The organism is Marinimicrobium koreense (assembly GCF_003762925.1).
Taxonomy (GTDB): Bacteria; Pseudomonadota; Gammaproteobacteria; order Pseudomonadales; family Cellvibrionaceae; genus Marinimicrobium; species Marinimicrobium koreense.
This window is the reverse complement of the sequence record NZ_RJUK01000001.1, coordinates 33,824-56,529: the sequence shown is the minus strand read 5'-3', so window position 1 is coordinate 56,529 and position 22,706 is coordinate 33,824. Positions and strand designations below refer to the sequence as shown.

The window sequence follows — 22,706 nt, the reverse complement described above, 5'->3', positions numbered from 1 at the left end:
GACTCTCTTCCTTCGGCGATCCACGAAGGGGTCGCCACCGTCGGGCGACCCCCGGCCCCCGGCCGGTCTGCCGCCCCAACCGATAACAAAGGCAGCGGAGCACCGCCATGGTTCTGGTAATCGTTCTGGTGTTGCTGGTTGCAGGCACCCTGCTGTTTCATTTCGTCAGCCCCTGGTGGTTTACCGCCCTGGCGTCCAACTGGGGCAATATCGACAGCACCATTGAAATCACCTTCTGGGTGACCGGTTTTGTGTTTATTGCGGTCAACCTGTTCATGGCCTATGCCATATTCCGCCATCGATTCCGCAAGGACCGCAAAGCGCACTACGAACCCGAGAACAAGCCACTGGAGCTGTGGCTGACCGTCATAACCAGCGTCGGGGTGGCAGCCATGCTGGCGCCGGGGCTGTTTGTCTGGGCCAAATTTGTGGACCCTCCCGAGGACGCCGCGCATTTTGAGGTGCTCGGCCAACAGTGGCATTGGACGTTCCGCTTCCCCGGTGAGGACGGCCAGTTGGGCCGCACCCATCCGCACTTCATGAGTGAGCAGAACCCTTTCGGTCTGGATCCGGGCGATCCCGCCGGCCAGGACGATCGGCTGGTGTTCAACAACGAACTGCACCTGCCGGTCAATCAGCCGGTCAAGGCCCTGCTGCGCTCCCGAGATGTGCTCCACAACTTCGGTGTCCCCCAATTCCGCGTCAAAATGGACATGGTGCCGGGTATGGTGAGTTATCTGTGGTTCGAGCCCTCGCGGGACGGGCGCTTCGACATTCTGTGCATGGAGCTGTGTGGCATGGCCCACCACACCATGCGCGGTCAGGTGGTCATCGAGCCGCGGGAGGACTTTGACCGCTGGCTGGCCAGCCAGCCGACCTTTGCTGACACTCAGGACGACGATCGCGCCGATCCGCAGCGGGGCGCCCAACTGTATGGCGTGTGTGCCAGCTGTCACGGTCCGGAGGGCGGCGGCAACGCGAACATGAACGCGCCACGGCTCAGCCACCTCGACCCCTGGTACCTCGAACGGCAATTGCACTTTTACAAAACCGGCGTGCGCGGCAGTCACGAAGCGGACCGTTTCGGTCAGCAGATGGCCGGCATGATGGCCACACTGCCGGATCGACAGGCAATGAGGGATGTAGCCGCGCATATCGATTCCCTGACCAGCGAAACTCCCGACACCAGCGTGACTGGCGATGCACAGCGGGGCGAGCGCCTGTATCGCAACTGCAGCAGCTGTCACGGCGATCGGGGCGAGGGAAACTACGCCACCAATGCGCCAGCACTGGCCGGTCAACACGACTGGTACTTACGCCGCCAACTCGAGCACTTCAAGCAGGGAGTACGAGGCAGCCACAAGGGCGACTACTACGGCACCCAGATGACATTGATGGCCAGAACCCTGCACGACGAGCAGGCCATTGATGACCTGTTGGCCTACATCAATCAATTGTGAACCGAGCACTGTCTGAGGATCGGGTATGAAATACACCGCTCTGGCCGATCAACCGGTGGCCACCCACGAGCCCACCGGATTTATCAGCAAGTACATCTGGAGTCAGGATCATAAGGTCATTGCCATTCAGTACGCATTGACCGCCGTGTTTGTCGGTCTGGTGGCTCTGGCGCTATCGGCCCTGATGCGTTTGCAACTGGGTTTCCCGGACACCTTTGACTTCATCAACCCGAATTCCTACCTGCAGTTTGTCACCATGCACGGGATGATCATGGTGATCTATCTGCTGACAGCGATTTTATTGGGCGGCTTTGGCAATTATCTGATCCCGCTGATGATCGGCGCCCGGGATATGGTCTTTCCTTACCTCAATATGCTCAGCTACTGGACCTACCTGCTGGCAGTTATTGTGCTGATGGCAAGCTTTTTTGTGCCGGAGGGTCCCACCGGGGCGGGTTGGACACTCTACCCGCCGCAGACCATTCTCAAAGGCACGCCAGGGTATGAGTGGGGCATCATCTGCATGCTCGCCTCGCTGGCCATTTTCATCGTGGCCTTCACCATGGGCGGGCTCAACTACGTCACCACCATTCTGCAGGCGCGCGCCGCCGGCATGACGCTGATGCGCATGCCGCTGACCCTGTGGGGCATTTTCATTGCCACCATCATGGGGCTGCTGGCCTTCCCCGCCCTGCTGGTCAGCGCCATCATGATGTTGCTGGACAAGACCGTAGGCACCAGCTTTTTCATGCCCGCCCTGGTATCCCTCGGGGAGTCTCTGGACTACTCCGACGGCAGCCCGCTGCTGTTCCAGCATCTGTTCTGGTTTTTCGGTCACCCGGAAGTGTACATCGTCGCCCTGCCGGCCTTCGGTATCGTGTCCGACATTCTTGCCACTCACGCGCGAAAAAACATTTTCGGTTACCGAATGATGGTGTGGGCCATTGTCATTATCGGGCTGCTCAGCTTCGTCGTCTGGGCGCATCATATGTACGTCAGCGGCATGAACCCGACGTTCGGGTTTTTCTTTGCCACCACCACCCTGATCATCGCCGTACCCACCGCGATCAAGGTCTACAACTGGGTGCTGACACTGTGGCGGGGCAACATCCATCTGACGGTGCCCATGTTGTTTGCCATTGGTTTTATTTTTACCTTCACTCACGGCGGTCTGAGCGGCCTGTTCCTCGGCAATGTGGTGGTGGACCTGCCGCTGTCCGATACGTACTTTGTGGTGGCGCACTTTCATATGGTCATGGGGGTTTCCCCCATCATGGTTCTGTTCGCCGCTATCTATCACTGGTACCCCCTGATCACCGGGCGCATTCTGCATCAGGGGCTGGGCAAACTGCACTTCTGGGTGACCTTTCTCGGCACCTACGCCATTTATCTTCCCATGCACTACCTGGGGTTTCTCGGCGTGCCCCGCCGCTATTACGCCATGGGGGAGACGGGGTTTGTGCCGGACTCCGCCCAGACCCTCAACGCGGGCATTACCGTTTCGGCGCTGATCGTCGGCCTGGCCCAGCTAATCTTCATCATCAACCTGTTCTGGAGTCTGAAACGGGGCGCGCCGTCCGAGCGCAATCCCTGGCACGCCACCACACTGGAGTGGCAGACCCCCGATATGCCACCCCGGCATGGTAACTGGGGGCCGGAGAGCCCGAAGGTCTACCGCTGGGCCTATGCCTACAGCGTTCCGGACTGCGAGGACGATTACCTTCCCCAGAACCTGCCCCCGGATCAGGTTCGCAAACATCCAACACAGGAGGCGTCGTCATGAAACTCTGGCACGCACTGACGGAAAAATCCTGGCTCGAAGAATCCGTGCCAGCCAACGCTCCGTTTGATTCACCGCAGCGGGAGTTTCAGAGTCGCCGGATCGCGTTGACGTTGTTTCTGGCGATCGCCACGGTACTGTTTTCCCTGTTTGCCGTGACTTTTCTGACCCACTCCCAATACCCCGGTTTTGAAGCCCTGGCCGGGGACGCCTGGCGCCCGCTGAGCAACACGACGCGGCTCTGGGTGAATACGGGGCTGCTGGTGTTCAGCAGTGTGCTGATGCAGGTTTCCCTGAACGCGGCCAGGGCCAGTCAGCCCGGCCTGAGTCTGGCGGCCTTACTCGGCGCCGGCTTTCTCGCACTGCAATTCCTGATTGCCCAGGTGTGGTTATGGCAGATCCTCAGCGACATGGGGTATGGGGTACGCAGCAACCCGGCGAGCAGTTATTTCTTCCTGTTCACCGGCGTTCACGGTATTCATCTGTTGATCGGGCTGGGTGTCCTGTATCGGCCGCTGCGACATATGTGGCGAGCCGAAGCGGCCCGGACCATCATCGACAGTCTGCGCCTGTGCGCGCTCTATTGGCACTATCTGCTCGCGGTCTGGGTGTTGCTGTTCTGGCTTCTGACCCGTTCGGCGGATACCTATCGAGCCCTGGCCATCCTGTGCGGACTGGAGGCCTAGTTCCATGAGCACCGATAAACCCGACACTCCTCTCAACCCCTCTGGCTGGGACAGTCTGGTCGTCGACTGGTCGGCCGACAAGCAGGCCTTCGATATGCCCTGGGGCAAACTGATGATGTGGGTGTTTCTCGTCGGTGACACCTTCATTTTCAGCCTGTTTCTGATCGGCTATATGTCGGTGCGCATGTCAGCCTCGGAGCCCTGGCCCCCGGCCAGCGAAATCTTCGCCATGGAATTGTTTGGCGCCCACCTTCCGCTGTTACTCATCGCCATCATGACGTTCATTCTGATTACCAGCAGCGGCACCATGGCCATGGCGGTGAACTGGGCGTATCGACGCGAGCGGCAGAAGACTTTTATATTCATGTTGCTGACCGCGCTTCTCGGGGCAAGCTTTGTCGGGCTTCAGGCGTTTGAGTGGACCAAGCTGATTGTCGAAGAGGGCATTCGCCCCTGGGGCAACCCGTTTGGCGCCGAGCAGTTCGGCGCGGTGTTTTTCATGATCACCGGCTTTCATGGCCTGCACGTTACCGGCGGCGTCATCTACCTGGCGATTGTGGCATTCAAGGTCCGCCGCGGGGACTACGAAAAAAAAGGCTACGAAATCGTCGAGATCGCAGGCCTTTACTGGCACTTTGTCGACCTGGTCTGGGTGTTTATTTTCGCCTTCTTCTATCTATGGTGAGGTGAGTTATGAGTCATGTGGAAACCGTCGGCCAACAGCACCCGATCGGCCTTTACCTCAAGGTATGGCTACTGCTCTTTGTCCTGAGCCTGTTCTCCTACCTGGTGGACTATTTTCAATTGCAAGGGACGTTGCGCTGGTCCCTGATTCTGTTGTTCATGATGCTCAAGGCCGGCCTGATCGTGTCAATATTCATGCACTTTGCCTGGGAACGCTTCGCGCTCAAGTTCATCGTCATCGTGCCACTGTTTGCCATCCTGGTTTTCATTGCCCTGATGGCCATCGAAGCGAACTACATCGACTGGAGCCGCCTGACGTTTCTCAGTTTCCGGTGGAGCGGTGGGAGCCCCTGACCATGCGCCGCTGGATCCTGGTCGCCACAGGCCTGCTGTTGATTCTGTCCGGCGCCACGGGTTATCACATCCTGACCCATTATGCCCCGCCGCCAACCTTGCAGGGCGCGTACCTACAGCCCGCCCGAAAACTCGACGCGTTCACTTTGCTGGACCATCATGGTTCGCCCTTCGACCGCTCGGACCTCAAGGGGCAGTGGCACCTGATCTCATACGGCTATACCCACTGCCCGGATATATGCCCCACCACGCTGGTCCAGGTAGCGGACATGATGGCGTTATTGGAGCAGACGGAAGACTATCAGGACCTGAGAGTATTGTTTTACAGCGTGGATGGGGACCGGGACCGGCCCGAGGTGCTCGCGCAGTATGTGCCCTACTTTCATCCACAGTTCATTGGTCTGACCCGCGCCGAGCAGAGCCGCCGACAGCATAAGAATTTTGAGCAGGGGTTGGGGATAATGGCTCGAGTGGGGCCGGAGGGTGTGGAGCACGGGCTGATGTTGTTTTTACTCAACCCGAGGGCGCAACTGCAGGCGGTATTCAAACCCCAGCGCAACGAGCGCGGTAATTATCAGTTCAGCGTGAGTCAGCTACTGAAAGATTACCGCGCTGTGCGGGACTATTACGCAACCCAGGCCGACGCGATCAGGTCTTGGGCAGAGTGACGCCGCGCTGGCCCTGGTATTTCCCACCCCGGTCCCGATAAGACGTCTCGCACACCTCATCGGACTCGAAGAACAGCATCTGGGCGACGCCTTCGTTCGCATAGATTTTCGCCGGCAGGGGCGTGGTGTTGGAGAACTCGAGGGTCACATGGCCCTCCCACTCGGGCTCGAGTGGAGTCACGTTGACTATTATGCCGCAGCGGGCGTAGGTCGATTTGCCCAGACACACCGTCAGAATGTTGCGCGGAATCCGGAAGTACTCCACGGTCCGGGCCAGGGCAAAGGAATTCGGCGGAATGATACACACATCACTCTTGACGTCGACAAAGCTGTTATCGTCAAAGTTCTTGGGGTCGACTACCGATGAGTAGACATTGGTAAAGATCTTGAACTCGTCGGCACAGCGCACATCGTAGCCATAGCTGGAGGTGCCGTAGGAAATCATCCGCTCGCCGTTTGCGTCATAGCGCACCTGCCCCGGCTCAAAGGGCTCAATCATGCCTTCCTGCTCCGCCATGCGGCGCATCCATTTGTCAGACTTGATACTCATCGGGTTCTCCCACAGAGGGCGATTCAGTTGAAAATGAAGGGAGCGCATCATAGCGGTTTTCACGCCCAAATCCCACCTTTGCAAGGCCCCGTTCGGCCGACGCAACACCCAATGCCCGAAAACACAGCCCTGGCGGGAATATGCGGTGTCCCACTTTACGCCGGGCCATGTCCCTCTTTGATTCACACGCCAAAGTGGGACGACCCACTACCGGCCGGGGCGTAAGTTGACACTGCGGTTTTTTGAGCAGGGCCGCACAACAACCGCGATACCATTTTCATATATAACAAAGGTAAAACGGCATGAGATATAACCATAAGACACCTGTCTCCGACGCCCAACGTCGCGACAACACGCCATCGGTCAAACGCTCCCTGGGGCTATCCGCTGCATTGGCGGGCATTCTGGCCTTTTCGGCCGGCACCGCCCAGGCCCAGCAGTGCCAGAACCTGGTCTGGAGTGACGAGTTCGACGGCTCCCAGTTAGACACCAGCGCCTGGGATATCCAGGAAGGTGACGGCTGCCAGTACGGTATCTGCGGCTGGGGCAACAATGAGCTGCAGTCCTACAGCGCCAACAACCTTGACGTCTCCAACGGCACTCTCAAGATCACCGCCCGCAAGGAACGGGTCAAGGCTCTGAACTATACCTCTGGACGCATTCGTACAGCGAATATGCCGGCCAGCGGCCAGTGGACCAATGGCCGTTTTGAGGCGCGCCTCAAGCTGCCGGAAGGTCAGGGCCTGTGGCCAGCGTTCTGGATGCTGCCCACCGACCCGGACGTGGGCTGGCCGATGAGCGGTGAAATCGATATTCTCGAGTCTACCGGCCAAGCGTCCATGCTCGCCCACGGCACCATTCATTACGGCGAACCCTGGCCCGACAACTCCTTTACCGGCGCCCATATCCTGAGCCAACCGGCGAAGTGGTCCGACGACTTCCATACCTACGCGGTGGAATGGACCCCCTTTGAAATGCGCTGGTACGTCGATGACATCCTCTACTCGACCATCTCCTCCTCTGACCTGGAAGACAGCAGCTGGTGGACCTTTGAAAACTACCAGTATCACTTCCTGCTGAACCTCGCTGTCGGCGGCACCTGGGGCGGCACGCCCGATGACAGCATCTTCCCGGTCACCATGGAGGTGGACTACGTTCGCGTCTATGACCAGGGCCAGCCGGCCATCGACGGACCGCACATTGTGGCGCCGAACGAGCAGGCCACTTACGAGCTGACAGGCGAAATCGGCACCGACAGCACCTATACCTGGAGCGTACCGGCAGGGGCGACCTTATCCGGCCAGGGTACGGCGACCGCACAGGTGGACTACACCGGTGCAACCTCGGGCGACCTGTCCGTTGAGGTCTCCAACAGCTGCGGCACTCACACGCTGAACATTCCGGTATTCATCGAACCGGACCACGGGGTTGAAACCGTACTGGATGACTTCGACGGAAACAGCGCACTGACCTACACCAGCTATACCGGCACGTTTGATACCACCGGCGGTGTTCTGACTTATACCCGCGATGGCGCCAGCCAGTGGGATGTGATTGCTACCACCACCAACGCTCTGCCGGATGTTGCACCCTTCCTGAGCGGCGATAAAGCCTTCGTGATGGACATTAACAACACCGATCCGAGCCTGGTGGGCAAGCAGATCCTGGTTCAGCTGGAAAACACGGCCACCGCCACTCCGGACAATTACCCCACCGGTCGTCACAGCAAGTATGAAGCTTTCGTTGAGCATTCCAACGGCGCCCAGACCCTGCGTTTCCGCCTGGCCGACCGAATCGACGGCGAAACGACCAACACTGATGTCGACTCCGTCATCTTCCTGATTGATCCGGATGCCTTTACGTCCGACACCTATGTGATCGACAACATTGCGATCCTGGGCGCCGGTGGTTCCACCGGTGGTGATGGTGGCAGTGGCGACGAACAGGCCAGCTCTGTTGTGGTCAGCAGCGTCAGCACCGGCACCGAAAGCGCCGGACGCGGTCAGAAGTTTGGCACCGCCACCGTGACCATCGCGGACGATCTGGGCAACCCGGTCAGCGGCGCCACCGTAACCGGTGATTTCTCCGGCACCTGGAGTGAGACCCAGTCCGCTACTACCGATGCCAATGGCGTGGCCAGCTTTATTACCAGCACCACCGCCAGTGGCGGTGTCACGGTCAACTTCTGTGTCAGCGACATCACCGACACAACACTGACCTTCGACAGCGCCAACAGCACCGGCACCTGTCAATAATCCCCGTTAAAGGGTCACACCTACCTGTCCGGTGACTTTGGTCGCCGGACAGGTTTTTCTCACCCCGTTAATCTTCGACAACGGCTATCTCGGGCCCGCCCGAGACACCGGACTGCTGCCATAAGGTAGCCCCCAACGTCCGGGCAATAGCGCGGTAGCGCTGACTGATCGCCGAGTCCGCGTCATCGGCCACCGTGGGTGTACCGCTGTCAGTGGTTTCCCGAATGGACAGATCCAGAGGCAGCGACCCCAAGAGCCGCGTGTCGTAATCCCGGGCAATGCGCTCACCGCCCCCGGCACCGAAAATGTGTTCTTCGTGACCACAGTTGGAGCAGACATGGACCGCCATGTTCTCCACCACGCCCAACACCGGCACCTTCACCTTGCGGAACATCTCAATGCCTTTCTGGGCATCCAGCAGGGCAATATCCTGAGGAGTGGTGACAATCACCGCACCAGTAACCGGCACTTTCTGAGACAGCGTCAGTTGAATATCCCCGGTGCCCGGCGGCATATCGACAATCAGGTAGTCGACATTGTCCCAACGGGTCTGGGTCAGCAGTTGCTGCAGCGCCCCACTGACCATGGGCCCACGCCAGACCATAGGGGTCTGCTCGGTGACCAGGTAACCCATGGAAATGGACTGAATGCCGTGGGCTTCGATGGGCACCATCATCTGTTTACCGTCAACTTCCACCACCTCGGGCCGGCGCTGGCCTACACCGAGCATTTTGGGCTGACTGGGGCCGTAGATATCGGCATCGAGAATACCCACCCGGGCGCCTTCGGCGGCCAGAGCCAAGGCGAGATTGACGGCGGTGGTGGATTTGCCCACCCCACCCTTACCGGAGGCGACGGCGATGATGTTCTTCACCCCGGGGATTTCACCCCCGGTATTGGCGCCGCCCCGGGCGGGAATGGCCCAGTCGATATTGACCGCGACTGAGTCGACATCATCAATTGAAGACACAGCCTCATTGACTGCGCCCGCCAATTCCTCTGCGACACCTTCGGCGGGGTAGCCCAGGGTAAGAGAGATTTCGGCTTCTCCGGCGTCCAGGTGAAGTTCGGGGGTCACGCCCAATTCACCCAAAGACAGACCAGTTGTGGGGTCTTTGACGGTTTTTACGGCGTTTTCGATGTTGGTTTGAGCTTTTTCAGACATAAATCCTGGATTCCATTGAGTTGCTGGGTGGCTTTTAGCCAGTCCGGCCTAGGTGGGAGGAAACCCATTGGAGACCCGCCGTGAATACATCCCTGTAGGCTTCTCGTCGGCTCCCTGCCTCGGCTTTGGCTTCCTGCGTCGCTCTAACACCTACAATCCCTGTAGGCGTCCGAGAGTCTCCAATGGGTAATCCCCTCCAGAGGCCTCAGTGCCAATTTGGCAGTGCGGTGAAACAGCAACTTCACGCTGGGTTACGGCGGGTGCGCGCTTTGCGCTTACCCGCCCTACGCCAACGTATGGTTTAAAACGGAGGCATAGTTGTACCAGCAGAATACCAACCGAGTTTCAAATGGCACTTAGGCAGCAAAGGGGTATAGGGGTTGGAGACTCTCGGAGGCATGGATGCCGACGCGAAGCCTACAGGGATGTATTCACGGCGGGTCTCCAACCCCTATACCCCTTTGCTGCCGGACTTTACGACAACCACCCAAGTCATCAATAAATGAGTTTCAGTGACCACATTATTGCATCGAATTGGGAAAAACCAAGTGTTGTGGTCAACTTTTCCGGCTAACCCCCTGAAGAAACGGGCAAAATTTGCTATAGTGCGCCTCCTTTTTTCACCATCAGACGATCGCAGAGACCATGAGCCAAGCCGCCCGCAAAATCCTCGTGACCAGTGCCCTCCCCTACGCCAACGGCGACCTACACCTCGGGCACCTCATGGAACAGATCCAGACCGACATCTGGGTGCGCTTCCAGAAACTGCGTGGCCACGACTGCCTCTACGTCTGCGCCGACGACGCCCACGGCACCGCCATCACCCTCAAGGCAGAAGAACTGGGCCTGAGCCCCGAGCAGCACATCGAGCGGATGCACACCGCCCATAAAGCCGTGTCCGAAGGGTTTCTGATCCAGCACGACAACTACTACAGCACCCACTCCGCGGAAAACCGCGAGCTGGCCGAGCTTATCTACACCCGCCTGGACGCCAATGGCCATATCGCCCGGCGCGAAATTACCCAGGCGTTTGACCCGGAAAAAGAGCTGTTCCTGGCCGACCGCTACATCAAAGGCACCTGCCCGAAATGTAAAACTCCAGACCAGTACGGCGATAACTGCGAAGCCTGCGGCGCCACTTACTCGCCCATGGACCTGATCGACCCGGTGTCCGCCCTGTCCGGTGCCACACCGGTGCCCAGGCAGTCCGAGCACTTCTTTTTCAAGCTGCCTGAGTTTGCCGACTTCCTGAAGCAGTGGACCCGCGCGGGCCACCTGCAGGACGAAGTGGCCAACAAAGTGTCCGAGTGGCTGGATTCGGACCTGCACGAGTGGGATATCTCCCGGGATGCCCCCTACTTCGGTTTTGAAATTCCCGGCCAACCCGGCAAATACTTCTACGTCTGGCTGGACGCCCCCATCGGCTATATCGCCAGCCTGAAAAATCTGCTGGACGCCCAGGGCAAGGACTGGAACGACTACTGGAAGCCAGACTCCGACGCCGAGGTGTACCACTTCATCGGCAAGGACATCATCAACTTCCACGCCCTGTTCTGGCCCGCGATGCTGCACTCGGCCGGTTTCCGCACCCCGACCAGAATCTGCGTGCACGGTTTTGTCACCGTCAATGGCAAAAAAATGTCCAAGTCGCGCGGGACCTTCATCAATGGTCAGACCTATCTGGACCATCTGAACCCGGAATACCTGCGCTACTACTTCGCCGCCAAGCTGACCGGTGCGGTGGACGACCTGGACCTGAACCTGGACGACTTTATCCAGCGGGTGAACAGCGACCTGGTGGGCAAAGTGGTCAACATCGCCAGCCGTACCGCCAAATTTGTCCAGAAAAGCGGCGGCACCCTGGCGAACGACATTGCCGAGCCCGAGCTTTGGCAGCGGTTTGTGGATGCCGAAAGTAGCATCGCCGAGCACTACGAGAACCGCGAATTCAGCAAGGCCATGCGCGAAATCATGGCCCTGGCCGATGCCGCCAACGAGTACATCGCGGCCAAAGAGCCCTGGAAACTGGCCAAAGAGGAAGGCACCGAGGCCGAGGTACTGGCCATCTGCACCCAGGGCCTGAACTGCTTCCGCGCGCTCGTCACCTGGCTCAAGCCGGTACTGCCGCAACTGGCGGAGAAGGCCGAGGCCTTCCTGAACGAGACACTGGACTGGAGTCAGCCGTTGCGTTTCCGTGGCGGTGAGAGCATCGAGAAATTCAAGCCCCTACTGACCCGGGTGGAGAAGGAGCACGTAGACGCCATGATTGAAGCCAGCAAAGAAGCCGCCCCGGCCCAGAAAGCGTCCGGCCCTCTGGCCGACGAGCCGATTGCCGAGGAAATCGAATTTGGCGACTTTGCCAAGGTGGATCTGCGCGTGGCCCTGATCGCCAAGGCCGAGCATGTCGAGGGCGCCGATAAGCTGCTGCGCTTGACACTCGACCTCGGGGGCGAAACCCGCAATGTGTTTGCGGGCATCAAGAGTGCTTATGCCCCGGAAGATATCCAGGGCAAGCTGACCATCATGGTCGCCAACCTCAAGCCGCGTAAGATGAAGTTCGGCATGAGCGAAGGCATGGTGTTGGCGGCTGGGCCCGGGGGCAAAGATATTCATATTTTGGAGCCCCATAGTGGTGCCAAGCCCGGTCAGCGGGTGATGTAAGTGGGGTTACGGCGGATGCGCCCCAAGTAACAGAGCTTGGGTGCATCATCACGACCGGCAGGAGAGGGGTAGATCGTTTGGAGACCCGCCGTGAATACATCCCTGTAGGCTTCGCGTCGGCATCCATGCCTTCGAGAGTCTCCAAACGATCTACCCCTCTCCCGCCTAAGTGCCACAGGTCGCGTAGGGCGGATAAGGCCAAAGGCCGCATCCGCCGTAACCATGAGGCGGCATAAGCATATGCTGAAACAGCCTAACCAGCCGGGGCTTTTAGATTGAAGCGCTCCCGCGGGTTAACGATAATGTGCGCCTTAGTGGGCGCACTTCCCAGGTAAGGACAGGCATGACCGAATTCGCCATCATATTGTTGAGCGCCATTTTGGTGAACAACTTCGTACTGGTTCAGTTTTTGGGACTGTGCCCCTTTATGGGCGTGTCCAACAAACTGGAAACCGCCATTGGCATGGCCGGGGCCACCACCTTTGTGTTGACCCTGGCCTCGGTGTGCAGTTACCTGATCAACACCTGGATACTGATGCCCCTGGACATCGGTTTCATGCGCACCATTTCGTTCATTCTGGTGATCGCCGTGGTGGTGCAGTTCTCCAAAATGTTCATCGAAAAAACCAGCCCCCTGCTGTACCGGGTACTGGGTATTTTTCTGCCCCTGATCACCACCAACTGCGCGGTACTCGGGGTGGCGTTACAAAACACCACCAAGGACCACGGCTTTTTTGAGTCCACCGTGTTCGGCTTTGGCGCCGCGCTCGGTTTTTCCCTGGTGTTGATTCTGTTTTCCGCCATGCGCGAACGCCTGGCCGTCGCCGATGTGCCGACCCCCTTCAAAGGCGCCGCCATCGGCATGATTACCGCCGGTTTGATGTCCCTGGCCTTTATGGGCTTTGGTGGTTTGGTCTAGCGCCAAACCGACCGTTCACCGACTGACTCGCATCGACTTATGCTGGATCTGATCGTACAAAATCCGATTACCTCGGCGCTGATTGCGCTCGGTAGCCTGGCGCTGATCTTCGGCGCCATTCTGGGCTATGCCGCCGTGCGCTTTCGCCTGGAGGAAGACCCGGTCATCCAGCAGATTGATGACCTTCTGCCCCAGACCCAGTGTGGTCAGTGTGGCTACCCCGGATGCCGTCCTTACGCCCAGGCTATCGCCAACGGCGATGCCATCAACAAGTGCCCGCCGGGCGGCCAGGCCACCATCAACTCGCTGGCCGACCTGCTGGATGTGGAAGCCCCCACCCTCGATGCGGAGCACGGCGAAGAGTCCGAAGTGAAAAAAGTGGCGTACATCCGGGAAGACGAATGCATTGGCTGCACCAAGTGCATCCAGGCCTGCCCCGTGGACGCCATCATCGGCGCGGCCAAACAGATGCATACGGTGATTGCTGACGAGTGCACCGGCTGCGACCTCTGTGTTGAGCCCTGCCCGGTGGACTGCATCGACATGATCCCGGTGGAAACCGGGCTGAACGAGTGGAAGTGGGCGAAACCGGCTCCGGCCGAAGCGCAGGCGGTCAATCTGATTGCCACTGATCGAGACACCACAGGTGAAGCGGCGTAATGGGTAGTTTAATCAAAGTGTGGGACATTCCCGGTGGCGTTCATCCGCCGGAGAACAAAGCGCAATCCCTGCAGTTGCCCCTGGCCAAAATGCCCCTGCCGCCGGTGCTGACCCTGCCGCTGAACCAGCACATTGGCAAGCCCGCCAAACCGGTGGTGCAGGTCGGCGATCGGGTGCTGGGCGGCCAGCTGGTCGCGGAGGCCGAAGGCGTGTTCAGCGCCCGGGTACACGCGCCCACCTCCGGCGTTATCAGTGCCATCGAGGATCGACTGATTCCCCACCCTTCCGGCTACTCGGCCCCGAGCATTGTCATCGACGTGGACGGCAAGGACGAATGGGTCCCGCTGGAGCGCTGCGACGATTACGACGCGCTGGATAAAAGCGAGCTGCTCGGGAAAATTCGCGGCGCCGGTGTCGCCGGTCTGGGCGGTGCGGGCTTCCCCACCTCGGTGAAATTGAGCCCGCGCGCGGACCACAAAATTCACACCCTGATCATTAACGGCACCGAGTGTGAGCCCTACATCACCGCCGATGACATGCTGATGCAGGTCAAGGCGGATGAGATTGTCGCCGGCACCCTGCTGCTGGCCAAGTTGCTCGATCACCCGGACGCGCTGCTGATCGGTGTCGAGGACAACAAACCCAAGGCCATCGCCGCTCTTGAAAAAGCCGCCGAAGGCACGCCGGTGCAGGTGGTGTCTTTCCCGACCAAGTACCCGTCCGGTGGCGAAAAACAACTGATCCAGATTCTGACCGGCAAAGAGGTCCCCAGCGGCCAGATACCGGCCAGCATTGGCGTAGTGTGCCAGAACGTGGGCACCACCGTGGCGGCCTATCGGGCGGTGCGTTACGGCGAGCCCCTGGTGTCCCGCATTACCACCCTGGTGGGCGAAGCCCTGGAAACTCAACGCAACGTCGAAGTGCTGTTGGGCACACCCATTGATTTTCTACTGGAGCAGCATGGCTTCGAGGCCAAAAAAGCCTCGCGCCTGGTGATGGGCGGACCCATGATGGGGTTTGCCCTGCCGGAGCCCAGCGTGCCGGTGATCAAGACTACCAACTGCATTCTGGCGCCCACCAAAAAAGAATTGCCGCCACCTCAACCAGCGCAGGCCTGCATCCGCTGCGGCCTATGCGCCGAGGCCTGCCCGGCGAGCCTGCTGCCGCAACAGCTGTTCTGGTACGCCCAGGCGGAAGATTACGAAAAACTCGAAGCGCACAGCCTGTTTGACTGCATTGAGTGCGGGGCCTGTTCCTATGTCTGCCCCAGCCATATTCCGCTGGTGCAGTACTACCGCGCCTCAAAAGGGGCGATTCGCCAGCAGCAGCACGAGAAAGAGAAGTCCGACCGGGCCCGTCGCCGCTTTGAGTTCCGGCAGGAGCGTATCGCCAAAGAGGAGGCCGAAAAGGCCGCGAAACGCGAGGCTCGCAAAAAGGCCGCCGAGGAAGCCAAGCGCAAGTTGGCCGAACAAAAAGACGACGCGCCGGCCGCCAAGGCCGACCCGGTAGCAGATGCACTGGCCAGGGCTCAGGCCAAGCAACAATCCCCCGAGGCGCAGCGGGCCAAGCTGGAACGCAACCTGGCCGCGGCCAAGGATCGCCTGGAAAAAGCCCAACGCCCTCTGGAGCCGGGCGAGCCCGGTGCCGAGGTGACCGACGAGCAGCGTGAGAAGCAGAAAGCGCGCATCAAACAGGCGGAGCTCAAAGTCCGGGAAGCGGAAGAAAAATTGCAACACCTGGAGCAAGACAGCAGCGCACCGAAGGCGCCTGAAGCCAGCGATACAAAACCGGCTGACGACCCGGTCTCTGCCGCGATCGCCCGCGCTCAGGCGAAGATGACCATGAGCCCGGAGGACAAGCTCAAATCCAGCCTGGAATCACTCTACAAGCGCCTGGCGAAGGCTGAAGAAAAGGCCAAGGCGGCGCAGGAGTCGGGTGATGACAAGGCGGATGCCTTGCAACAGGGCGTCGACAAACTCAAGCAGAAGATTGCCGACACCCAGCAGGAGCTGTCCGAGTTGGCGCCGTCCACGGTGGCCGAACCCAGCTCCGCTTCACGCCATACCGACGACGTCGCCAGCATGGCCATTGAACGGGCCAAGGCGAAAGCCGCCGCGATGGAAACCATGAGCGCCGAAGACAAACAGCGGGCCCAGATTGAATCGCTCAAGGCCCGCATTGAGAAGGCCCGCCAGCGACTGGAAAAAGCCGAGGCGGAGCAGGACGAAAACGTGGACGCGTTTCGCACCGGCCTCACTAAGCTGGAAGACAAATTGCAACAACTGACCGAGGACCGGTAACCGATGCTGAGGGTCACTTCCCCGCACACACACAGTACCCGCAGTACCGGGCAACTGATGCGCCTGGTGGTATTCGCCACGCTGCCCGGCCTGGTCGCCATGACCCTGGCCTTCGGCTGGGGAAGCCTGTTCAATGTCCTTCTGGCCAGCGCGTCTGCCCTGGCGTTCGAAGCGCTGGTCATGAAACTGCGTGGGCGGCCGGTGCTGTTTTATCTGCGCGATTGCAGTGCCCTGGTCACGGGCGTGCTGCTCGGTCTGGCGCTGCCGCCCTATTGCCCCTGGTGGCTGGTGGTAACCGGCAGTGGCATTGCCATCATTCTGGCCAAACAACTCTATGGCGGCATGGGCTACAACCCGTTCAATCCCGCCATGGTTGGTTATGTGGTGCTGCTTATTTCCTTCCCGGTGGAGATGACCCAGTGGGCCGCCCCGGCGGCGACCCTGGCTGAGGGCCAATCGCTGATGGGCCTGGCCGAGGGCTTCAAGCAGATTGTGGCTGGCGTTCCGGTGGACGGCTACACGGCGGCCACCCCGCTGGATGTGATGAAACAGAACAGTGGCCAGACCATGGCTGACCTGTACGCCAGTGATCCGACGCTGAGCGCCGGCTGGTTGGCGGGCGCCGGCTGGGAGTGGGTCAACCTCGGCTTCCTGCTCGGTGGCGCCTTCCTGCTGTACCAGCGGGTGTTCACCTGGCACGCCCCGGTGGCCATGTTGGTCGCCCTGACGGTCATGTCTGTACTATTCTTTGATGGTAGCTCGGCCAGCAATGGCTCGCCGGTCTTCCATCTGTTGTCCGGGGCCACCATGTTCGGGGCCTTCTTCATCGTCACCGACCCGGTCAGTTCCGCGGTCAGTGTTCGTGGTCGGCTGGTCTATGGGGCTCTGATTGGCGTGCTGTTGTACGTCATGCGCGCCTGGAGTAATTACCCCGATGCGGTGGCCTTTGCGGTGCTGCTGGCCAACTTCGCTGCACCGTTTATCGATTACTACACGCTGCCCCGCACCTACGGTCACACCAAGGCGCGCCGCGCGACCGAAAAGGAGGAGCACTAGATGTTCGGTTGGTCGATTGGTAAGAACAGCCTGTTATTGGGGGCCTTCGCCCTGGTGACCGCCGGTGTGCTCGCCGGCACCTACCAGGCCACCCGGGAGCAAATTGCCGAGGCCGAGCGACAGGCAGCGGCCGCCGCGCTGCTGGAAATCATTCCCAGAGACCAGCACGATAACGACCTACTCTCCGACACCCTGCCGGTGCCGCAGGATGCGCTGGATACCCTGGGCTTGCGCCAGTCCGAAGCCATCCACCTGGCCCGCCGGGACGGACGGGTTGAGGCGGTGATTGTCCCCGCCATCGCTCCGGACGGCTACAGCGGCGCCATCCGGATGATTGTGGGGGTTCAACGGGACGGCCAGATCGCCGGTGTGCGGGTACTTACCCACAATGAAACGCCGGGGCTGGGTGATAAAGTCGACCTGAAGAAAAGCGACTGGATCCTGGGCTTTCACGGCCGCTCCCTCGGGAACCCGAGCGTGGAAGACTGGCGCGTGAAAAAAGACGGGGGCGCGTTCGACCAGTTCACCGGAGCCACCATTACCCCGCGGGCGGTGGTCAATCAGGTTCGACGCGTTCTGGAATTTGTGGACCAACACCACGCGGTGCTCTTTGAGCAAGCGCTGGAAGATGCCCCGAACAACACCGCTGAAACCGCTCCTGAATCCTCTGAAAATACAGGCACGACGCAATGAGTGACGCCGCCGACTATCAAGCGATTTCCAAAAACGGCCTCTGGACTAACAACCCGGCGCTGGTACAACTGCTCGGATTGTGCCCGCTGCTGGCGGTGACGGGTTCCGTGGTCAACGCCCTGGGGTTGGGTCTGGCCACCCTGCTGGTACTGACCAGCTCGAACATTATTGTGTCCCTGATTCGCAAGGGCGTCAGCGATGCGGTGCGTCTGCCCGCTTTTGTGATGATCATTGCGGCCCTGACCACCTGCATCGAACTGCTGATGCGAGCGTTTACTTACGAGCTGTACACGATTCTCGGGATTTTCATTCCGCTGATCGTGACCAACTGCGCCATTCTGGGCCGGGCCGATGCGTTCGCCAGCAAGAATCCGGTGCTGCCCTCCGCGGCTGACGGACTGATGATGGGCCTGGGCTTCATGTTTGTACTGCTCGCGGTGGGCGCCGTGCGCGAACTGCTGGGGAACGGCACCCTGTTCGATGATATGCACCTTCTGCTGGGCGAAAGCGCCCGGGATTGGACCTGGCAGCCCTTTGAGCACTATCCCGGTTTTCTGGTGGCGGTACTGCCACCCGGGGCCTTTATCGTGACCGGTTTTCTGATCGCGCTGAAAAACAGCGTCGATGCGCAGCTGAAGCGCCGCGAAGCCTTGCGAACCGCCAAGCCGGTCAAGGGCAGCAAGCGGGTACGCACCACCGGGAATATCAGCTAAGCCCTCACGCCCTACCGCCCGGCAATCTCTCGGCAGAGTGATGAAATATCCGTTAGACTTAGTGTCTACCGTTCATCACCTATCGAGGGATACGTCCATGTTCGACACCGAAAAAATCAATGAACTGATCAGTCTCTACGTCATACCCTGGTCGATCAATATCGTCACCGCCCTGCTGATCTTCATCATAGGCCGGATCGTCATCAGCATCCTGATCGGCATTCTCGGTAAGGTCATGGGGCGCACCAAGCTCGACAGCATACTGATTGAGTTCACTCAGACCATTGCCAAAGTCCTGCTGCTGATCTTTGTCATCGTGGCCGCTCTGGACCAGTTGGGTGTGAACACCACCTCCCTGATTGCCGTTCTCGGTGCCGCCGGCCTGGCCATCGGCTTGGCCTTGCAGGGTTCGCTGCAGAACTTTGCCGCCGGTTTTCTACTGCTGGTCCTGCGCCCGTTCAAAGCTGGTGACTATGTAGAGGCCGCCGGCACCGCGGGCATGGTGGAAAAAATCAGTATCTTCTCCACCATTCTGCGCACGCCTGACAATAAAGAAGTCACCGTTCCGAACGGCTCAATCTACAGCGACAATATCGTCAACTATTCAGCCCGGGACACCCGCCGAGTCGATATGGTGTTCGGCATCAGCTACGGCGATGATCTGAAGAAAGCCAAAGAAGTGATGATGGCCGCCCTCACCTCGGACGAGCGGGTACTGGAAGATCCGGCCCCCAATGTGGCGGTCTCGGCGCTGGCGGACAGCAGTGTCAACTTTATCGTCCGACCCTGGGTGAAAACCGAGGATTACTGGCCGGTGTACTGGGATATGACGGAGAAGATCAAGGTGGAGCTGGAAGCCAACGGCATGAGCATTCCGTTCCCCCAGCGCGATCTCCATATCTTCAACGAAAAAGCCTGAGGCACAGGGGCGCCGCCAGACGGCGCCCCACTTGCACACCACCTCACAACGGACCGGGCTTTTCGACAACCAGATACTGGTCCACCTCAAGCGCCCCCACCCGTTGCTCTGTGCCGTCCGGCCAAACGATTCTCAGCTCATCGACTTGCTTGCTTTCACCGAGCCCAAAGTGGGCTACCAGCGGATCGTTCGACAGATAGTTGGAGCCCAGCCGGATCTCTCTCACCTGTGACAATTGACCGCTACGCACATGGACCTTGGCCCCGATGCCATCCAGATTGGTTGGTCCACCTCGAAGCCTGACTGTGAGGTAGTGGTGATCCGTTGGGGCGACATTGCGAAATACAGTTACGGGTTCACCACTGTGACTGATAAAGATATCCACCTTACCGTCCCGGTCGTAATCAAAACAGCTGACGCCACGCCCCTGTCGGGTATGATTCAACCCAACCTCTAACGCTTGCTCTGTGAATGTGCCGTCGCCATTGTTGATATACAGCAGGCTGGGATCGTGAATGAACTGGGCAAAGATGGCTTCATTGGCGACATTTTTACTGGTCATACCATTGGTGTGAAAAATATCCAGCCAGCCATCGTTATTGAAGTCAGCAAAACAGGCGCCCCACCCCCAGAACCCATGACGCACTCCCGCCTCATCGGTTACGTCACCGAAGCGCCCCTGACCATCATTCCGATAAAGCCGGTTGCCGGACGCTCCTCCCACGTAAGCCTTTTGCTCGAGGGGGTTCCATATCGACGTCACAAACCAGTCAAAATCGCCGTCATTGTCATAGTCTCCGACGGCCATACCCATTCCGTTCTCGTCCGAGATCACTGTCTCCGTCCGATCGACAAACCCACTCCCCGAGTCATTGATCAGTACCTGACTGGTCAGAAAGTCTCCGGCCAGCAACAGATCCGGCCAGCCGTTGTTGTTGAGATCCGTAAACACGGCGGTAAAGACGAGTCCTAGCTTTCCCGTCTGGGGAGACTCCCGGGTGGGAGGTAACAGATCACTCGCATCGACGAACTGACCTTCGCCTTTATTGCGCCATAAATACCCACTATTGTCCGCGCCAGCCGTGAATCCCCAATGTGCTGCGTACAGATCAATCCGGCCGTCCCGATCGAAGTCGCCGGCAGAAAGGCTGTGCGTAAACCGATTGAATCCGATACCGGCTTTGAAGGGATCCGGCAGGAAAAAACCGTCTCCCTGATTCTGATAAACCCTCAGGAAATCATCGTGACGGTTGTCCTCCACGAGCAGGAGGTCCCGATGTCCGTTCTGATCATAGTCAAAAAAGAGTGCACCGAACTGCTGACTGCGCAATGTGCCGATGGCAAGCTCGGTGGTCTCCTCAAAGGTGCCATCACCCTGGTTGCGATACAGCTTTCCAGGCAAGACCGAATGACTGATAAACAGATCATCCCAGCCGTCACCATCGTAATCCCCCACCGCTATCCCACCCGAAACCCGGTGTTGCTCGTCGCCATTCCCCACGACCGGCAGTGAATAATCCAGTCCCGTCGCTACGGTCGCATCCACAAACCAGGATTCCCGCATGGGCTCGGGCTCGACTCGCGCCTGGCTCTGCGCCGGGGACGGTAGCGCGGGCTGGAAAGTCACGGGCTGCCCCACGAACGATCCGGTGCGGGCGTACAACCGCTCGCCATCCGGACCATCATCATCGGCATCGGGCAGCCAGCGTGCCAGACACTCCGGGTCCGTGGTACAGGGATCGGTCAGGGTCTCCAGAAAGGCTTCGAGATACTGGGCATGCACCGGGTCAAAGCGACGGTGCGACAGGTACTGCCAACTGTCGCCGGCCCTGGCCTGCTCCAACGCCTCCAGGGAGCGATTCCGGTAGCGCTCCCGGTCGGTTGGGATGCCCTTGAACTGCGGATTGCTCTGCAGGCTGTAGTCATAGGCAAGCACCGAGGTTTCCACATCCATATGATGGCGGATCGCCTGACTCAGGGAGAGAAATGCCCCGGTGTGCCCCCAAGGGCCAGTTACCGCGACGTTCAGCAACGAGGGCGTACGAAACGCGTATCGGTCATCCGGGTGAGAGCTCTCGAGCATTCGCCCCAGATCAAATCCGTGACGATCCTTACCACGTCCAAACTGGGGAACCGCCAGATTGTGAAACGACTCATCGGTAAAGCGACGCCCGGCGTGGCATTGATTGCATCCATAGCCTCCCTCACTCAGCGGCGTGTAGAACAGCAAGGCACCGAGGCGCGCGTCCTCGGAAATGGCGTCGTCATCGCCATCGACAAACCTGAACCAGGGGTTATCAAGAAACACCTGTGAGCGTTGATAGTGGGCTTGCGCCAGACCGACCCGCTCCATGGTCACCACCTGCTCGGGGCTCTTTCGCGGATCCTCAAAGGCGGCCTGAAACAGTGGCAACCAGGGGTTTTCGTCTTCCGGCCCCGACCCCTGCAGGCGCCGCTCAAGGAGTCGGCGCTTGTCCTGATTGCTCAATACCTTGCCGGCCTCGCGACCGAACATTTCATTGGCTGACGCCAGGGGAAACAGCGCCTGGGCGGCGGCCAGATCATGCCCGGCCTGTGGATCCGGCAGATTGCGCAGGCTGTCGGGAGTGCGGATTGCGGCCGACTGTCCGTCTCCGTCGTGGTGATAATCGGTCACCTCAACCCGTCCATCCCAGAACAGCCGCCGCTGATAGACATGCAAATTGAAGGTGGTCGGTGAGTTGCGCGGAACGTTCGGCCCACCATCGGCCAGCGGATCCTGCGCCCGATACCCATTGTGAACCCGGCCCGGACCAATCAATTGCGGCTCGACTGCATCGACGCCCACCGGCAACGACAGACCATCCCCGCCTCCCAGCAAGGGGTGGTGACAAGAGGCGCAAGCAACATCCCGTTGCTCACTCAGCGAGCGACTGAAGAACAACTGCTTACCCAGCTCGAACAGATCGCCTTCGGGCGTCCTGGAGCCCTCAACCGGCACCGGCTCCTCACTCAGCCCCAGCGCATTGACCCGCTGTCGGAGCGCCTCGAGCACCTGGCGCGGCTCGGTGGGCAACGTCGGCGCCGAGGCATCGGCCTGAGATTCAGCCCCGGCCTCGGTATCAATCAGTTCCACCGGCGATTGGGCCTGGCAAAGCGCACTGACCCACACCAGCCCCCACAACAGATAGGCTTTAGACATGG

At 59.6% G+C, this 22,706-nt stretch carries 18 protein-coding genes; 15 read left to right on the top strand and 3 right to left on the bottom strand.

Translation table 11 applies throughout. The features are described from left to right. Window positions 1–107: 107 nt before the first annotated feature. Genes EDC38_RS00230 through EDC38_RS00205 form a run of 6 tightly spaced genes read left to right on the top strand, consistent with a single transcriptional unit; the run spans window position 108 to window position 5,632 of the window. Window positions 108–1,460 carry a c-type cytochrome gene (locus tag EDC38_RS00230; protein WP_123636821.1) on the top strand — a complete coding sequence of 451 codons (1,353 nt, stop codon included), beginning with the start codon at window positions 108–110 and terminating at the stop codon, window positions 1,458–1,460. Between the two features lie 25 nt (window positions 1,461–1,485). Further along, window positions 1,486–3,243, top strand: coding sequence for a cbb3-type cytochrome c oxidase subunit I (locus EDC38_RS00225; protein ID WP_123636820.1), 1,758 nt, complete (start codon window positions 1,486–1,488; stop codon window positions 3,241–3,243). Then, complete coding sequence (locus EDC38_RS00220) at window positions 3,240–3,926, top strand: cytochrome c oxidase subunit 3 (RefSeq protein WP_123636819.1); 687 nt, start codon at window positions 3,240–3,242, stop codon at window positions 3,924–3,926. Before EDC38_RS00225 ends, EDC38_RS00220 begins: the two co-directional genes overlap by 4 nt. A 4-nt stretch (window positions 3,927–3,930) precedes the next feature. Continuing rightward, window positions 3,931–4,611, top strand: coding sequence for a heme-copper oxidase subunit III family protein (locus EDC38_RS00215; RefSeq protein WP_123636818.1), 681 nt, complete (start codon window positions 3,931–3,933; stop codon window positions 4,609–4,611). Window positions 4,612–4,619: 8 nt separating this feature from the next. Then, window positions 4,620–4,964: a cytochrome C oxidase subunit IV family protein gene (locus EDC38_RS00210; protein ID WP_123636817.1), complete on the top strand. Its 345-nt coding sequence runs from the start codon at window positions 4,620–4,622 to the stop codon at window positions 4,962–4,964. Between the two features lie 2 nt (window positions 4,965–4,966). After that, a complete protein-coding gene (locus EDC38_RS00205; protein ID WP_123636816.1) occupies window positions 4,967–5,632 on the top strand; it encodes an SCO family protein in 666 nt (221 codons plus the stop codon). On the opposite strand, the gene dcd is transcribed toward EDC38_RS00205, so the two are convergent. Further along, the gene (gene dcd / locus EDC38_RS00200) at window positions 5,613–6,182 is read right to left on the bottom strand and encodes a dCTP deaminase (protein ID WP_024459494.1); all 570 of its coding nucleotides are present in this window, start codon (window positions 6,180–6,182) and stop codon (window positions 5,613–5,615) included. The genes EDC38_RS00205 and dcd overlap by 20 nt on opposite strands. Before the next feature lie 302 nt (window positions 6,183–6,484). On the opposite strand from dcd, the gene EDC38_RS00195 reads away from it, so the two are divergent. Further along, a complete protein-coding gene (locus tag EDC38_RS00195; RefSeq protein WP_123636815.1) occupies window positions 6,485–8,437 on the top strand; it encodes a family 16 glycosylhydrolase in 1,953 nt (650 codons plus the stop codon). Window positions 8,438–8,504: 67 nt separating this feature from the next. Here the strand turns inward: EDC38_RS00195 and apbC are convergent, their stop codons facing one another. Beyond that, window positions 8,505–9,602, bottom strand: coding sequence for an iron-sulfur cluster carrier protein ApbC (apbC, locus tag EDC38_RS00190; protein ID WP_123636814.1), 1,098 nt, complete (start codon window positions 9,600–9,602; stop codon window positions 8,505–8,507). Between the two features lie 645 nt (window positions 9,603–10,247). Here apbC and metG point away from each other — a divergent pair. The 8 genes from metG to EDC38_RS00150 all read left to right on the top strand — a co-directional run bounded on the left by metG (window position 10,248) and on the right by EDC38_RS00150 (window position 19,523). After that, a complete protein-coding gene (gene metG / locus EDC38_RS00185) occupies window positions 10,248–12,263 on the top strand; it encodes a methionine--tRNA ligase (protein ID WP_123636813.1) in 2,016 nt (671 codons plus the stop codon). 343 nt (window positions 12,264–12,606) lie between these two features. After that, window positions 12,607–13,182 carry an electron transport complex subunit RsxA gene (rsxA, locus tag EDC38_RS00180; protein WP_024459490.1) on the top strand — a complete coding sequence of 192 codons (576 nt, stop codon included), beginning with the start codon at window positions 12,607–12,609 and terminating at the stop codon, window positions 13,180–13,182. Between the two features lie 39 nt (window positions 13,183–13,221). After that, window positions 13,222–13,842 carry an electron transport complex subunit RsxB gene (gene rsxB, locus EDC38_RS00175; protein ID WP_123636812.1) on the top strand — a complete coding sequence of 207 codons (621 nt, stop codon included), beginning with the start codon at window positions 13,222–13,224 and terminating at the stop codon, window positions 13,840–13,842. After that, the gene (gene rsxC / locus EDC38_RS00170; RefSeq protein WP_123636811.1) at window positions 13,842–16,142 is read left to right on the top strand and encodes an electron transport complex subunit RsxC; all 2,301 of its coding nucleotides are present in this window, start codon (window positions 13,842–13,844) and stop codon (window positions 16,140–16,142) included. Before rsxB ends, rsxC begins: the two co-directional genes overlap by 1 nt. Window positions 16,143–16,145: 3 nt before the next feature. Then, complete coding sequence (gene rsxD / locus EDC38_RS00165) at window positions 16,146–17,198, top strand: electron transport complex subunit RsxD (RefSeq protein WP_123636810.1); 1,053 nt, start codon at window positions 16,146–16,148, stop codon at window positions 17,196–17,198. Continuing rightward, on the top strand, window positions 17,199–17,891 hold the full coding sequence (rsxG, locus tag EDC38_RS00160) for an electron transport complex subunit RsxG (RefSeq protein WP_123636809.1): 693 nt from the start codon (window positions 17,199–17,201) through the stop codon (window positions 17,889–17,891). Continuing rightward, on the top strand, window positions 17,888–18,604 hold the full coding sequence (locus EDC38_RS00155) for an electron transport complex subunit E (protein WP_123636808.1): 717 nt from the start codon (window positions 17,888–17,890) through the stop codon (window positions 18,602–18,604). The genes rsxG and EDC38_RS00155 overlap by 4 nt, the downstream gene beginning before the upstream one ends. Window positions 18,605–18,701: 97 nt before the next feature. After that, window positions 18,702–19,523: a mechanosensitive ion channel family protein gene (locus EDC38_RS00150; protein ID WP_123636807.1), complete on the top strand. Its 822-nt coding sequence runs from the start codon at window positions 18,702–18,704 to the stop codon at window positions 19,521–19,523. Between the two features lie 43 nt (window positions 19,524–19,566). On the opposite strand, the gene EDC38_RS00145 is transcribed toward EDC38_RS00150, so the two are convergent. After that, window positions 19,567–22,704 carry an FG-GAP-like repeat-containing protein gene (locus EDC38_RS00145; RefSeq protein ID WP_170162819.1) on the bottom strand — a complete coding sequence of 1,046 codons (3,138 nt, stop codon included), beginning with the start codon at window positions 22,702–22,704 and terminating at the stop codon, window positions 19,567–19,569. Window positions 22,705–22,706: the final 2 nt, after the last annotated feature.

Coding starts and splice junctions, on each gene's coding strand:
- EDC38_RS00230 (WP_123636821.1), top strand. CDS start 108: ATGGTTCTGGTAATCGTTCTGGTGTTGCTGGTTGCAGGCACCCTGCTG.
- EDC38_RS00225 (WP_123636820.1), top strand. CDS start 1,486: ATGAAATACACCGCTCTGGCCGATCAACCGGTGGCCACCCACGAGCCC.
- EDC38_RS00220 (WP_123636819.1), top strand. CDS start 3,240: ATGAAACTCTGGCACGCACTGACGGAAAAATCCTGGCTCGAAGAATCC.
- EDC38_RS00215 (WP_123636818.1), top strand. CDS start 3,931: ATGAGCACCGATAAACCCGACACTCCTCTCAACCCCTCTGGCTGGGAC.
- EDC38_RS00210 (WP_123636817.1), top strand. CDS start 4,620: ATGAGTCATGTGGAAACCGTCGGCCAACAGCACCCGATCGGCCTTTAC.
- EDC38_RS00205 (WP_123636816.1), top strand. CDS start 4,967: ATGCGCCGCTGGATCCTGGTCGCCACAGGCCTGCTGTTGATTCTGTCC.
- dcd (WP_024459494.1), bottom strand. CDS start 6,182: ATGAGTATCAAGTCTGACAAATGGATGCGCCGCATGGCGGAGCAGGAA.
- EDC38_RS00195 (WP_123636815.1), top strand. CDS start 6,485: ATGAGATATAACCATAAGACACCTGTCTCCGACGCCCAACGTCGCGAC.
- apbC (WP_123636814.1), bottom strand. CDS start 9,602: ATGTCTGAAAAAGCTCAAACCAACATCGAAAACGCCGTAAAAACCGTC.
- metG (WP_123636813.1), top strand. CDS start 10,248: ATGAGCCAAGCCGCCCGCAAAATCCTCGTGACCAGTGCCCTCCCCTAC.
- rsxA (WP_024459490.1), top strand. CDS start 12,607: ATGACCGAATTCGCCATCATATTGTTGAGCGCCATTTTGGTGAACAAC.
- rsxB (WP_123636812.1), top strand. CDS start 13,222: ATGCTGGATCTGATCGTACAAAATCCGATTACCTCGGCGCTGATTGCG.
- rsxC (WP_123636811.1), top strand. CDS start 13,842: ATGGGTAGTTTAATCAAAGTGTGGGACATTCCCGGTGGCGTTCATCCG.
- rsxD (WP_123636810.1), top strand. CDS start 16,146: ATGCTGAGGGTCACTTCCCCGCACACACACAGTACCCGCAGTACCGGG.
- rsxG (WP_123636809.1), top strand. CDS start 17,199: ATGTTCGGTTGGTCGATTGGTAAGAACAGCCTGTTATTGGGGGCCTTC.
- EDC38_RS00155 (WP_123636808.1), top strand. CDS start 17,888: ATGAGTGACGCCGCCGACTATCAAGCGATTTCCAAAAACGGCCTCTGG.
- EDC38_RS00150 (WP_123636807.1), top strand. CDS start 18,702: ATGTTCGACACCGAAAAAATCAATGAACTGATCAGTCTCTACGTCATA.
- EDC38_RS00145 (WP_170162819.1), bottom strand. CDS start 22,704: ATGTCTAAAGCCTATCTGTTGTGGGGGCTGGTGTGGGTCAGTGCGCTT.